This is a genomic window from Candidatus Methylomirabilis sp. (genome assembly GCA_036000645.1).
Taxonomy (GTDB): domain Bacteria; phylum Methylomirabilota; class Methylomirabilia; order Methylomirabilales; family JACPAU01; genus JACPAU01.
The window spans coordinates 1-12,825 of record DASYVA010000146.1 but is presented as its reverse complement, the minus strand read 5'-3'; the positions used below and the strand labels follow the sequence as shown (position 1 = coordinate 12,825).

Here is a 12,825-nt window from a genome sequence, read left to right as displayed (position 1 = left end):
ACTACGAGGGCTACCACGTGGTGAAGGGGGTGGACCAGGTCGTCCCGGTGGACGTCTACGTCCCCGGCTGCCCCCCCCGCCCCGAGGCCCTGATCTACGGCGTGCTCAAGCTCCAGGAGAAGATCGCCCGGATGTCCATTGCCCGCCCCGCGCGCGCGGGGGCCCCGGCCGCCGCGCCGGCGGGGGCGACGGTTTAGCGACGGCCGGAGGGTGCACGGTGGCGGAAGCCGCGAAGGGCACGCACAAGGCAGAGGCGGCGCCGCCCCGGATGGCGGAGGCGGAGGGGACGCCCGAGGCGAAGGCGTTCCTCACGGCCCTGCGGGCGAAGGTGGGGGAGGCCATCGTGGAGGCGCGGACCCGGGGCCGGGAGGTGGTGCTCCAGGTCCGCCCCGACCGGAACGTGGAGGTGGCCCAGACCCTCTCGGACATGGGCCTCGAGTACCTGAACTGCCTCTGCGGCGTGGACTGGATCGCCCAGAAGCAGTTGGAAGTGGTCTACAACGTCTCCTCCCTCAGCCAGCCGGTCAAGGTGGAGATGAAGGTCTTCCTCCCGCGGGATGACCCCCGCGTCCGGAGCGTCGTCCCGATCTGGGCCGGGGCGAACTGGCACGAGCGGGAGACCTACGATCTGTTCGGGGTGGTCTTCGAGGCGCACCCCGACTTCCGGCGGATCCTTCTCCCGGAGGACTGGCTGGGGTACCCCCTCCGGAAGGACTACGAGGACGAGCGGATGCCCCGGTTCGACGCCGCCGAGAAGAAGCGGCGGGCGCGCCTCTTCAGCCGGGACGCCGAGGCGCCGCCCGAGGAAGGGGACTAGCCATGGTCACGCGAGCCATCACGCCGGCGCCGACGGCCGAGGAGCTGATGGCCACCCGCGCCTCCGAGACCATGGAGGAGATGTACGTGAACATGGGGCCGCAGCACCCGTCCACCCACGGGGTGCTCCGCCTCCTCCTGAAGCTGGACGGGGAGATCGTCCTGGATGTCTGGCCCTACATCGGCTACCTGCACCGCTGCCACGAGAAGATTGGGGAGAACCGCGAGTACATCCAGATCATCCCCTACACCGACCGCCTGGACTACCTGGCCTCCATGTATAACAACTTCGGCTACGTCACCGCGGTGGAGAAGGTGGCCGGGATCAAGATCCCCGAGCGGGCCGAGTACATGCGCGTCATCCTCGGGGAGCTCCAGCGGATCGCCTCCCACCTCATCTGGTTGGGGACCTTCGGTCTCGACCTGGGGAACTTCACGATCTTCATGTGGTGCTTTCGCGAGCGGGAGATGGTCCTCGACCTCTTCGAGGCCGTGAGCGGGCAGCGGCTCAATTACTCCTTCTTCCGGATCGGCGGGATGCCGATGGATTTCCCGGAGGGCTGGATCGGGGACTGCAAGGCCTTCCTGGAGTGGTTCAAGCCGCGGCTTCCGGAGTACGACCGCCTGACCACGGACAACATCATCTGGCAGAAGCGGACCCAGGGGGTCGGGATCCTCACCCAGGAGGATGCGCGCGCCTACGCGGTGAGCGGGCCGATGCTCCGCGGGAGCGGGATCCGGTGGGACCTCCGGAAGAACGACCCCTACTCCATCTACGACCGGTTCGACTTCGACGTGCCGGTGGGGGAGCGGGGGGACGTGTGGGACCGGTTCTGGGTCCGGCGGCGGGAGATCGAGGAGAGCGTCAAGATCGTGGAGCAGGCGCTCCGGGACATCCCGCCGGGGCCGATCATGGCGAAGGTCCCCACCGGCATAAAGCCGCCGGTGGGCCACCTCTACTCCCGGGTGGAGAGTCCGCGGGGGGAGCTGGGCGACTACATCGTCTCGGACGGGTCGAAGCGCCCGTATCGCTACAAGGTCCGCTCCCCGGCCTACGTGAACCTGTCCGCCATCTCCGCCATGCTGCCCGGTTGCCTCCTCGCCGACGCGGTCGCCGTGCTGGGAAGCATCGACATCGTGCTGGGAGAGGTGGACCGGTGATCCCGGTCCCGTCGGCCCACCACGTCCGTGCCCTCGACTGGCTCTACACCGCCCTCGCGGCGTTCGGCGTGCCCTGGCTCGTCGTCGAGCTGGTCGAGATGCTGGTCGTGGTCAGCATCATCATCGGGTTCATCTCCGTGGTGGCCATGTTCCTGATCTGGTGGGAGCGGAAGATCAGCGCCCACATCCAGGCCCGCTTCGGCCCCATGCGGGTGGGGGGCTGGCACGGGTGGGCGCAGTCCATCGCCGACGGGGTCAAGCTCCTGCTCAAGGAGGACATCATCCCGCGGGGGGCGGACCGGCCCGTCTTCATCCTGGCCCCCATGGTCGTCTTTGCCTCCGCCCTGGCCGCCTACGTGGTCCTCCCCTTCGGCCCCGGCCTGATCGTGACCGACCTGAACATCGGGATCCTCTACCTGATCGCCGTCTCCTCCCTCACCGTGCTCGGGATCATCATGGCCGGATGGAGCAGCAACAACAAGTACGCCACGCTCGGGGCGATGCGCTCGGCGGCCCAGAGCATCTCCTACGAGATCCCCCTGGTGGTCTCCCTGCTGGGTCCCATCATGCTGGCCGGCTCGCTCAGCATGACGAAGATCGTGGAGGCGCAGCGGCACCTCTGGTTCATCGTCCCCCAACTGGTCGCCTTCTTCACCTACTTCACCTGTGCGATTGCCGAGACGAACCGCCTCCCCTTCGATATCCCCGAGGCGGAGTCGGAGCTCGTGGCCGGCTTCCACGTCGAATACTCCGGGATGCGGTTCGCCATCTTCTTCCTGGCGGAGTACGCCAACATGTTCACGGTCTGCGCGATTGGCACGACGGCCTTCCTGGGGGGCTGGCAGGGGCCGGGGCCGGAGGCGCTGGCCCCATTCTGGTTCCTGGGGAAGACCTTCTTCCTCCTCTTCGTGATGCTGTGGATCCGCTGGTCGCTGGCGCGGCTGCGGGTGGACCAGCTCATGCACCTGGGCTGGAAGGTGCTGCTGCCGATCGCCTTCGCCAACCTGGTCGTGACGGGGGTCGCGGTCCTGCTGGCGTAGGCCGCCAGGGGAGAAGCCCATGGGTCGATACCTCTCGGACATCTGGTTCGGGTTCATCAGCATCCTCTCCTCCATGGCCATCACGCTCCGGTACCTCTTCACCCCGGCCATCACCGTCCAGTACCCGGAGGAGAAGCGGGAGATGCCCCTCCGGGCCATGAACAAGCACTACCTGACCGTGGACCTGGACACCGGAAAGCTCAAGTGCACCGCCTGCGACCTCTGCGCCGTGATCTGCCCGACCAAGTGCATCCACATCGTGGGGGAGGGGAAGGGGAAGGTCCGCCACCCGATCGAGTTCGACATCGACCACAACCTCTGCATGTACTGCAACCTCTGCGTGGAGGTTTGCCCCTTCGACGCCATCACCATGTGGACCGGCAACTACGAGTTCGGCGGCTTCAGCCGGACCGACCTCTTCATTGACATCCACGAGCTGACGGCGCCGGGGTTCGTGCCGACCCCCACGACCCCGCGGCTCCCCGCGGGCAGGGCGGCCAAGGCGCCCGCGCGCAAATGAACACGGGCCCGCGTCCATGACCACGGCTCTCTTCTTCCTCTTCGCCGGCTTCGTCGTGGCGGCCGCCCTGATGGTGGTCCTGGGCCGCAACCTGGTCCACTCCGCCATCGCCCTCATCTTTACCTTCTTCGGCATGGCGGCCCTCTACGTCCTGCTGGACGCCGAGTTCCTGGCGGCGGTGCAGGTGCTCCTCTACATCGGCGGCATCACCATCCTCCTCCTCTTCGCCATCATGCTCACCAGCCGGCTTTCCCCCAGGGGGATGGAGATCTTCAACGAACAGGTGATTCCCGGGGCCCTGGTGAGCGGGGGCATCCTGGTCGTCCTCGTCTACGCCGCCTGGCAGGGGATCCGGCCGGTCGGCCCCCCCCCGGCGCCCCTCGATTCGACCACGTCGCTCGGCACCATGTTCCTCACCAGCCACGTCCTGCCCTTCGAGGTAGCCTCGATCCTGCTCCTGGTGGCGATGGTCGGGGCGATACTCCTCGCCCGAAAGGACCGCTAGTGCCGGGCCAACGAACTGCCCCGAGGATTGCAGCCGAGCCGCGGGTGGCGCCGGCGGCTGCCCCCGAGCGGCCGGGCGGAGTGGGACCCCCTCGGCCTCCTGCCGCAATGCCGCGCATTGCGGGAGGGGCTGAGCGGGTGACGGAGCCCGGGCGCGAGTGGGGCACGCCGGCGACAGGACCCGCGGGAGAACGGTCTGGCAGGAGTGGGCCGCATTACTTGGAGTGGCGCTAGCCGTGGTTCCCCTCCACTTCTACCTGGTCCTGGGCGCCGTCCTCTTCGCCATCGGGGTCTTCGGGACGCTCACCCGCCGCAACGCCATCGCCATCTTGATGAGCATCGAGCTGATGTTGAACGCGGTGAACCTGGACTTCATCGCCCTGGCCCGCTACCTGCCCAAGTCGGCCCTCCAGGGACAGGTCTTCGCGGTCTTCGTGATCGCGGTCGCCGCGGCGGAGGCCGCGGTGGGGCTGGCCATCGTCCTCGGGCTCTACCGGAACTTCCGCACGGTGAACGTGGACGAGATCAACCTCATGAAGTGGTAGGGGCCTCCCCATGGTCTCCCTCGTCTGGCTGGTCCCCGTCCTCCCCCTCCTGGGGGTGATCGTGAACGGCCTGTTCGGCCGCACGGTCATCCGGGAGAGAGCCCACCTGGTGGCGGTGCCGGCGGCCGGCCTCTCCTGCCTCGTCGCCCTCCTGGTCTTCGTGGACGTCGTCCTCCGGGGAGCCACCCTGGACTGGGACCTCTACACCTGGATGGCGGCGGGGGACTTCCGGGTCAGCGTCGGCTTCCTGGTGGATCCGCTCTCGGCGGTCATGATGCTGACCGTCACCTTCGTGGGGTTCGTCATTCACGTCTACGCCGTCGGCTACATGCACGACGACCCGGGCTACCCGCGCTTCTTCACCTACATGAACCTCTTCATGTTCGCCATGCTGATGCTGGTCCTGGCGAACAACTACCTGGTCCTGTTCCTCGGCTGGGAGGGGGTGGGGCTCTGCTCGTACCTCCTCATCGGCTACTGGTACGAGAAGCACTCCGCCTCGACGGCCGGGAACAAGGCCTTCATCGTGAACCGGATCGGGGACCTCGGGTTCCTCCTGGGCCTCTTCCTCCTCTGGACGGTCTTCGGGACCTTCCACTTCCAGACGATCTTCGCGAAGGCCCCGGCGCTCCTCCCCGCGGGGGGGACGGTCGCGACCGTCCTCACCCTCCTCCTCTTCGTGGGGGCGGTCGGGAAGAGCGCCCAGCTCCCCCTCTACGTCTGGCTCCCCGATGCCATGGAGGGCCCCACGCCGGTCTCGGCCCTGATCCACGCCGCCACCATGGTGACGGCCGGGGTCTACATGGTGGCCCGCTCGGGGGCCCTGTACGCGCTGGCCCCCTTCAGCGCGGAGGTCGTGGCGACGGTGGGGGCGCTCACCGCCGTCTTCGCCGCCACGATCGCCTGCGCCCAGAACGACATCAAGCGGGTGGTGGCCTACTCCACCATCAGCCAGCTCGGGTACATGTTCCTCGGGGCCGGGCTCGGCGCGTACACCTCCGGCATCTTCCACCTGGTGACCCACGCCTTCTTCAAGGCCCTCCTGTTCCTCGGCTGCGGGGCCGTGATCCACGCACTGCACCACGAGCAGGACATGTGGAAGATGGGAGGCCTCCGGAAGGTCATGCCCATCACGGCCACCACCTTTCTCATCGCGGCCCTGGCGAACGCCGGCATCTTCCCCTTCGCCGGGTTCTGGTCGAAGGACGAGATCCTCTTCGCCGCCTACAGCGGGGGACACACGGTCCTTTGGGCCCTCGGGGCCGCCGGGGCCTTCCTGACCGCCTTCTACATGTTTCGCCTCTACTTCGTCACCTTCGCGGGCCCCTCCCGGCTGGACCCCCACCTGGCCGGGCACGTGCACGAGGCCCCGCCCGTCATGACCCGACCGTTACTCACCCTGGCCGTCTTCGCGGTCGGCATCGGGGCGGTGCTCGGATTCCCACCGGAGCACGGCCTCTTCCACCGGTTCCTCGCCCCGGCGGTGGCAGCCGCCCACGCGGAGCCGGCACAGGCCGGCCTGTCCCTCGAGGTCGGCCTGGCCCTCGTCTCGCTGGCGATCGCCGGGGCCGGGATCCTGCTGGCCTACCAGCTCTACGTGGTCTCCCCGGCGCTGCCGGAGCGCCTGGCGAGGTCCCTGCGCCCCCTCCATACGCTCCTGGCCCGGAAGTACTACGTGGACGAGCTGTACAACGCCGTCTTCGTCAACGGGTTGCTGGGGCTCTCGCGGCTGGCCTGGCGAGGGGACGACCGGATAGTGGACGGAGCGGTGAACCGGGCGGCGACCGCGACGGTCGGGGCCAGCGCCTTTTCCGCCTGGCGCCTGGACCTGGCCATCGTGGACGGCCTGGTCAACTGGATCGCCGACGCCCTGCAAGAGGGGAGCGACCGGGTGAAGCGGGTGCAGACCGGCCTGGTCCAGAACTACATCATGGCGATGGCCCTGGGGATCTTCGCCATCGTCAGCCTGTACCTGTTCTTCTAGGAGAGGGGGCCCATGGCGCTCGACGGCTGGATCCTGACCCTGATCACATTCCTGCCCACGGTCGGGGCCGTCCTGATCCTCCTCGCCCCGCCGGGCCGGCTCGCCCCGATCCGGGGGCTAGCCCTCGCCTTCTCGACGGCCACGTTCGTCCTCAGTCTCTGGATCCCCTGGCGCTTCGACATGGCCACGGCCGACATGCAGTTCGTCCAGCAGGTCCCGTGGATCCCGGCCATCGGCGTGTCGTACTTCGTGGGGCTGGACGGGATCAGCCTCTGGCTGATCCTGCTGACCACGCTCCTCAGCGCCATCTCGGTCCTGGCCTCCTGGGGGCCCATCACGGAGCGGGTGAAGGAGTACATGGTCTTCATGCTGCTCCTGGAGACGGGGATGCTGGGGGTCTTCGTGTCCCTGGACTTCTTCCTCTTCTACGTCTTCTGGGAGGTCATGCTGGTCCCCATGTACTTCCTGATCGGGGTCTGGGGGGGGCCCCGGAAGCTCTACGCCGCCATCAAGTTCTTCCTGTACACGCTCTTCGGCTCCGTCCTGATGCTCCTGGGGATCCTGGCCATCTTCTTCTACCACCACGCCCAGACGGGGGAGTACACCTTCAACATCTTCCGGATGGTGGAGCCGGGCCTGCCGCCCAACTACCAGTGGTGGATCTGGCTCTCCTTCTTCATCGCCTTCGCCATCAAGGTCCCCATGTTCCCGTTCCACACGTGGCTCCCCGACGCCCACGTGGAGGCGCCCACGGCTGGCTCCGTCATCCTGGCCGGCGTCTTACTGAAGATGGGGACCTACGGGTTCCTCCGCTTCAGCCTCCCCATGCTCCCCGACGCCAGCCGGGAGTTCATCTGGCTCATCGTGCTCCTCTCCGTCATCGCGATCATCTACGGGGCCATGGTCTCCCTCGTGCAGCCGGACATGAAGAAGCTGATCGCCTACTCCTCGGTGAGCCACATGGGCTTCGTCACCCTGGGAATCTTCGCGCTGAACGCCCAGGGGATTCAGGGGTCCATCCTCCAGATGGTCAACCACGGGCTCTCCACCGGGGCCCTCTTCCTCATCGTCGGTCTCATCTACGACCGGCGGCACACCCGGATGATCGCCGACCTGGGCGGCCTGAGCGGAGTCATGCCGGTCTATGCCACCTGCTTCGCCATTATCATGCTCTCCTCCATGGGCCTGCCCGGCCTCAATGGGTTCGTGGGGGAGATTCTGATCCTGCTGGGCGCGTTCCGGGTGGATTGGCGGTGGGCCGCCGCCGGGGCGATCGGCATCGTGCTCGGGGCGGCGTACCTCCTGTGGCTCTACCAGCGGACGATGTTCGGGCCCATCACCCACGAGGAGAACCGGACCCTGACGGACCTGGACGGCCGGGAGCTGGCCACGCTGGTCCCCATCATTATCCTCTGCTTCTGGATCGGGCTGTACCCCATGCCGTTCCTGAACGCCATGGCCCCCTCCGTGAACAAGGTCATTCAGAAGGTCAACGCGACAGCCGCCCTGCGGGCGGAGGCGCCGGCGCCGCGGCTGCCGGAGGAGGCGAAGACCGTCCGATGAGCACCACCTTCAACCCCGCCGACGTCTGGCTCCTCCTCCCGGAGCTGATGGTGGCCGGATGCGCGACGGCCGTCCTCGTCCTCGACTTCTGCCTCGGGGAGCGGGTCCGGACGGCGCTCGGCTGGCTCAGCGTGGCGGGACTGCTGGCGGCGGGGGGGCTCGCGGCGGGCCAGGTGGGGCAGCGGGCCGTCGGCTTCTCCGGCATGCTCCTGGTGGACCCGTTCGCCGTCTACTTCAAGGTGATCTTCCTGGTGGCCACCCTGATGATCATTTTAATGGCCATGCCTTACCTCAGGGTCGAGCAGGTGGGGGCGGGCGAGTTCTACGCCATCACCCTCTACGCCACCGCGGCCATGATGCTGATGGGGGCGGCGGGGAACCTCCTCTCCCTCTACGTGGCGCTGGAGACCATGGCCATCTCCATCTACGTGCTCTGCGGCTACCTGAAGCGGGACCAGAAGTCCAACGAGGCGGCCCTGAAGTACCTGCTGATGGGCGCCTTCTCCTCGGGGGTCATCCTCTACGGGATGGTGATGCTGTACGGCCTCACGGGCACCCTGGACCTCCGGGAGGTGGGGGCGGCCCTCAGGGGCGTCCCCCTCACCAACCCCGCCCTGGTCGTGGGGATGGTGATGCTCACGGCGGGGTTCGGGTTCAAGATCGCCATGGTCCCGTTCCACATGTACATCCCGGACGTCTACGAGGGCGCCCCGACGCCGGTCACCGCCTACATCGCGGTGGCCTCGGAGGCGGCGGGGTTCGCCGCCCTGCTCCGGGTCTTCTTCCTGGCCATGCCGATGCTCCAGGTGAACTGGACCTTGCTGTTCTCGGTCTTGGCGGCCCTCACCATGACCGTGGGGAACGTGGTGGCGATCGCCCAGACCAACATCAAGCGGATGCTGGCCTACTCCGGCATCGCCCACGTGGGCTACACCCTCATCGGGCTGGCGGCCGGGACGGAGCTCGGCATCTCGGCCATGCTGCTGTACGTCCTGGCCTACTACTTCATGACGGCGGGCGCCTTCGCCATGGTCGTCTACCTGTGCAGCGGCCAGGTGAAGGGGGACCGGATCGAGGACTTCGCCGGGCTGGCCCAGGCCCACCCGGCGGCCGCCTTCGCCATGCTGATCTTCCTCTTAAGCCTCACCGGCATCCCGCCCACGGTGGGGTTCGTGGGGAAGTTTTACCTGTTCAGCGCAGCCATCGAGAGCAAGATCTACTGGCTGGCCGTCGTCGGGGTCGTCAACACCGTCATCTCCCTCTTCTACTACATGCGGGTGGCCATGGTGATGTACATGCGGGAGAGCCCGTCGTCCTTGCCGGTGAACCGGTCGCTGGCGCTGACGGCCGCGCTGGCCCTGGCCCTCCTCGGGACATTAGTCATCGGGGTCTACCCCGAGCCCTTCCTCGAGGTGGCGCGGGCCTCCATCCGGGGGGTCCTGGGGTAGGGGGGCGGGCCGCCGGTCCGGCGGGCGCCGCGCTTGCCCGCTGGCGAGGTCCGGCGGTATACTCGGTGAGAAGCGATGCGGGGCGAACCATCCCCCTGGCGGCAGGTGGGGCTCCTGGCCGGCCTGGGGCTGACCCTGGCGGTGGCGACGGCCATCGGGGTGGGCGTGGGCATCCTGGCCGATCGCTGGCTGGGGAGCGAGCCCTGGGGGTTGATCCTGGGGCTCCTGCTCGGCGTCACGGCCGGCTTCCGGCAGGTCCTGCGGGACATCCGACGGGCCACGCGCGCCTGAATTTTTTTTGCCCGAGTTTGTGCAAAGCGGAACATGGCGGCCAGACGCCGCCGGGACGGGAGCGCCGTGGAGGCCATCGAGCATTCCGCGATCTTCATGATCCCGAACTTCCTCGCCCCCTGGCTGCCGGGGGCCTTCGTCCCGGACCATGTGGCGATGGCCTGGCTGGTGATCGCCCTGCTGACCGCACTCTCGGTCCTCTGTACCCGCCGCCTCCAGCCGGTGCCCGGCCCCCTGCAGAACGCGCTGGAGGTGACGCTCGAAGCCTTCACCGGCGTCATTGACTCCATCATCGGCCATCACGGGCGGAAGTACCTCCCCCTCCTGGGGGCCGTGGGCCTCTTCATCCTGGTGGCCAACCTGCTCGGCCTCGTCCCGGGGTTCAAGTCGCCGACGGCGAACATCAACACCACGGCCGCCCTGGCCCTCACGATCTTCGTCGCCTACCACTACTTCGGGGTCCGGGAGCAGGGGGCCCTCACCTACGCGAAGCACTTCCTGGGCCCGGTGGGCTCGCTGCCGAAGGCCCTTCTCATCGTGATGGGGCCGATCATGGTCCCCGTGTTCGTCCTGGTGGAAGTGATCGGGCACTGCGCACGGGTTCTCTCCCTCTCCATCCGGCTCTTCGGGAACATCTTCGGGGAGGACGCCGTGATCCTCTTCCTGTTCTTCCTGGCCCCCCTGATCGCGCCGCTGCCGATGATGGGGCTGGCCATCTTCACCAGCGTCGTGCAGACGCTGGTGTTCGTCATGCTCTCCACGATCTACATCGCGGGGGCCGTGGAGCACGCCCACGAGGAACCCTGAGCCCCCGCGGGGTTGCCCGGATCGCCTCCGGCGCGGCCGGCCCGTCAACCCCTCCTCACGCAGGCGCCGGCGGACCCCAGGAGCAGTTGGAGGGAAAGGAGGACGGTGCATGAAGGGAACGCGGGGGGTGGGAGTGGTCGTGGCCGCAGGCCTCCTTCTCGCCCTGGCGACGGTGGCTGGAGCGGCCGAGCCGGCCGGGGCGAGGGACACCACGTACTTCTGGATGACCGTAGTCACGGGTGGCTTCGGGATGGCCATCGCCTCGGCCATGGCTGCCTTCGCCCAGGGGCGCGCCGTCGCGGCGGCCCTCGACGGGATGGCCCGGCAGCCGAACGCCGCGGGCCGGATCCAGACGGCCCTCATCATCGGGTTGGCCTTCATCGAGTCGCTGGCCATCTACGTGCTGCTCATCGCGCTCATCCTGTTGTTCGCGAACCCCTTCGCCGCCGAGCTGTTGAAGGGGTAACCTGGCGGGAAGGGGCCGTCCGGCCCCTTCCCGATTTTCTGGAGGCCACTCGTACCAACCTTCACATGCTGATCGAGTACCTGCCCATCGGCATCCTGATCCTCCTGGCGGTCGCCTTCGCCGGAGGATCGATCCTCCTCTCGTCCCTCATCGGTCCGAGGCACCCCACCCCCGAGAAGCTGGCTCCCTACGAGTGCGGCATCACGCCGGTCGGGTCGGCCCGGGACCGGTTTGCCGTGCGGTTCTACCTGGTCGCCATGCTCTTCATCGTGTTCGACATCGAGATCGTCTTCCTCTACCCCTGGGCGGTCATCTACCGCTCGCTCGGCTGGTTCGGCTTCTGGGAGATGGTCGCCTTCCTCGGGGTCCTCTCCCTGGGGCTTGCCTACGTCTGGCGGAAGGGGGGCCTGGAGTGGGAGTAGGCGGGGGGCGAGAGGAGCCCCGGGCGGTGGCCAAGCTCCGGGAGCGGTTCCCGGACGCGGTCCGGGAGGTCCGGCACGTGCGGGGCGAGGTGACGGTGGTCGTGGCCCCCGCAGTGATCCCGGAGGTCTGCCGCTTCCTGCGCGATGACCCCGAGCTGCGCTACGAGTTCCTCTCCGACCTGACCAGCGTGGACCGGCTGCGCCTGCCCGAGGCCTCGCCCCGGTTCGAGGTGGTCTACCACCTCACCTCCCTCCGCAGCAGCAGCCGCCTCCGGCTGAAGGTGCGGGTCCCGGAAGGGGAGCCGGTCCCGACCCTCACCGGCGTGTGGGAGGGGGCCAACTGGCTGGAGCGGGAGGTCTATGACCTCATGGGGATCCCGTTCCGCGACCACCCCGACCTCCGGCGGCTCGTCCTGCCGGACGACTTCGAGGGCCACCCGCTCCGCAAGGACTTCCCGGTCACCACGGAGCCCCGGTGGTGGGAAGAGGAGGGGCGGCGGTGACCGAGACCCGGACCATGATGCTGAACATGGGCCCGCAGCACCCCTCCACCCACGGGGTTCTCCGCCTGGTCCTGGAGCTGGACGGGGAGGTGGTGGTCCGCTGCGTCCCCCACATCGGCTATCTGCACACCGGCATGGAAAAGATCATGGAGGAGAAGCGGTACCAGCAGGCCATCACGGTCACCGATCGCATGGACTACCTGGCCCCGATGTCGAACAACCTGGCCTTCGTCCTCTCCGTGGAGAAGCTCCTGGGCATCGAGCCGACGGAGCGGGCCGAGGTCATCCGGGTCATGATGGCCGAGCTGACCCGCATCAAGAGCCACCTGGTCTGGCTGGGGACCCATGCCCTCGACATCGGGGCCATGAGCGTCTTTCTCTACTGCTTCCGGGAGCGGGAGAAGATTCTGGACCTGTATGAGATGGTGAGTGGCCAGCGGATGATGTCGTCCTACATCCGGGTGGGCGGGCTCATGGCGGACCTCCCCGAGGGCTTCGAGCGGGCCGTTCGGGACTTCATCGGGGAGTTCCCCCAGCGGGTGGACGAGTACGAGGACCTCCTCACCAGAAACCCGCTCTGGACACAGCGGACCGTGGGGGTGGGCGTCCTGAAGCGGGAGGAGGCGATTGCCCTGGGGGTCTCGGGGCCGAGCCTGCGCGCGTCGGGCGTCCCCTGGGACATCCGGAAGGCCTGGCCCGACTCCGGCTACGACCGGTTCCACTTCGACATCTCCCTGGGGCAGAACGGCGATGTC

General features: G+C 67.9%; 16 protein-coding genes. All 16 read left to right on the top strand.

What is annotated here, in order from left to right; translation table 11 throughout:
• Nucleotides 1-197: hydroxyacid dehydrogenase (locus VGT06_08270; GenBank protein HEV8663117.1), on the top strand; the 197-nt coding region annotated here is incomplete at its 5' end.
• Nucleotides 198-217: 20 nt separating this feature from the next.
• A complete protein-coding gene (locus VGT06_08265; protein ID HEV8663116.1) occupies nucleotides 218-817 on the top strand; it encodes an NADH-quinone oxidoreductase subunit C in 600 nt (199 codons plus the stop codon).
• Between the two features lie 47 nt (nucleotides 818-864).
• Nucleotides 865-1,977, top strand: a complete 1,113-nt coding sequence (locus VGT06_08260; protein HEV8663115.1) for an NADH-quinone oxidoreductase subunit D — start codon at nucleotides 865-867, stop codon at nucleotides 1,975-1,977.
• Nucleotides 1,974-3,017 carry an NADH-quinone oxidoreductase subunit NuoH gene (gene nuoH, locus VGT06_08255; GenBank protein ID HEV8663114.1) on the top strand — a complete coding sequence of 348 codons (1,044 nt, stop codon included), beginning with the start codon at nucleotides 1,974-1,976 and terminating at the stop codon, nucleotides 3,015-3,017. Before VGT06_08260 ends, nuoH begins: the two co-directional genes overlap by 4 nt.
• A gap of 19 nt (nucleotides 3,018-3,036) precedes the next feature.
• Nucleotides 3,037-3,537 (top strand): NADH-quinone oxidoreductase subunit I, encoded by a 501-nt coding sequence (locus VGT06_08250; protein HEV8663113.1) that lies wholly within the window; start codon nucleotides 3,037-3,039, stop codon nucleotides 3,535-3,537.
• Nucleotides 3,538-3,553: 16 nt separating this feature from the next.
• Nucleotides 3,554-4,042, top strand: a complete 489-nt coding sequence (locus VGT06_08245; GenBank protein ID HEV8663112.1) for an NADH-quinone oxidoreductase subunit J — start codon at nucleotides 3,554-3,556, stop codon at nucleotides 4,040-4,042.
• A gap of 235 nt (nucleotides 4,043-4,277) precedes the next feature.
• Nucleotides 4,278-4,586, top strand: coding sequence for an NADH-quinone oxidoreductase subunit NuoK (nuoK, locus tag VGT06_08240; protein ID HEV8663111.1), 309 nt, complete (start codon nucleotides 4,278-4,280; stop codon nucleotides 4,584-4,586).
• A 10-nt stretch (nucleotides 4,587-4,596) separates the two neighbouring features.
• Nucleotides 4,597-6,570, top strand: a complete 1,974-nt coding sequence (gene nuoL, locus VGT06_08235) for an NADH-quinone oxidoreductase subunit L (protein ID HEV8663110.1) — start codon at nucleotides 4,597-4,599, stop codon at nucleotides 6,568-6,570.
• A gap of 12 nt (nucleotides 6,571-6,582) precedes the next feature.
• A complete protein-coding gene (locus VGT06_08230; GenBank protein ID HEV8663109.1) occupies nucleotides 6,583-8,133 on the top strand; it encodes an NADH-quinone oxidoreductase subunit M in 1,551 nt (516 codons plus the stop codon).
• Nucleotides 8,130-9,581 (top strand): NADH-quinone oxidoreductase subunit N, encoded by a 1,452-nt coding sequence (locus VGT06_08225; protein HEV8663108.1) that lies wholly within the window; start codon nucleotides 8,130-8,132, stop codon nucleotides 9,579-9,581. The genes VGT06_08230 and VGT06_08225 overlap by 4 nt, the downstream gene beginning before the upstream one ends.
• A gap of 75 nt (nucleotides 9,582-9,656) precedes the next feature.
• Complete coding sequence (locus VGT06_08220; GenBank protein HEV8663107.1) at nucleotides 9,657-9,872, top strand: AtpZ/AtpI family protein; 216 nt, start codon at nucleotides 9,657-9,659, stop codon at nucleotides 9,870-9,872.
• 33 nt (nucleotides 9,873-9,905) lie between these two features.
• Nucleotides 9,906-10,679, top strand: a complete 774-nt coding sequence (atpB, locus tag VGT06_08215; GenBank protein HEV8663106.1) for a F0F1 ATP synthase subunit A — start codon at nucleotides 9,906-9,908, stop codon at nucleotides 10,677-10,679.
• 109 nt (nucleotides 10,680-10,788) lie between these two features.
• Nucleotides 10,789-11,145 (top strand): ATP synthase F0 subunit C, encoded by a 357-nt coding sequence (gene atpE, locus VGT06_08210; GenBank protein HEV8663105.1) that lies wholly within the window; start codon nucleotides 10,789-10,791, stop codon nucleotides 11,143-11,145.
• A 65-nt stretch (nucleotides 11,146-11,210) separates the two neighbouring features.
• The gene (gene ndhC / locus VGT06_08205; GenBank protein ID HEV8663104.1) at nucleotides 11,211-11,567 is read left to right on the top strand and encodes an NADH-quinone oxidoreductase subunit A; all 357 of its coding nucleotides are present in this window, start codon (nucleotides 11,211-11,213) and stop codon (nucleotides 11,565-11,567) included.
• The gene (locus VGT06_08200) at nucleotides 11,558-12,070 is read left to right on the top strand and encodes an NADH-quinone oxidoreductase subunit C (protein ID HEV8663103.1); all 513 of its coding nucleotides are present in this window, start codon (nucleotides 11,558-11,560) and stop codon (nucleotides 12,068-12,070) included. The genes ndhC and VGT06_08200 overlap by 10 nt, the downstream gene beginning before the upstream one ends.
• A gap of 14 nt (nucleotides 12,071-12,084) precedes the next feature.
• The coding region (locus VGT06_08195; protein HEV8663102.1) for an NADH-quinone oxidoreductase subunit D at nucleotides 12,085-12,825 on the top strand (741 nt) is incomplete at its 3' end.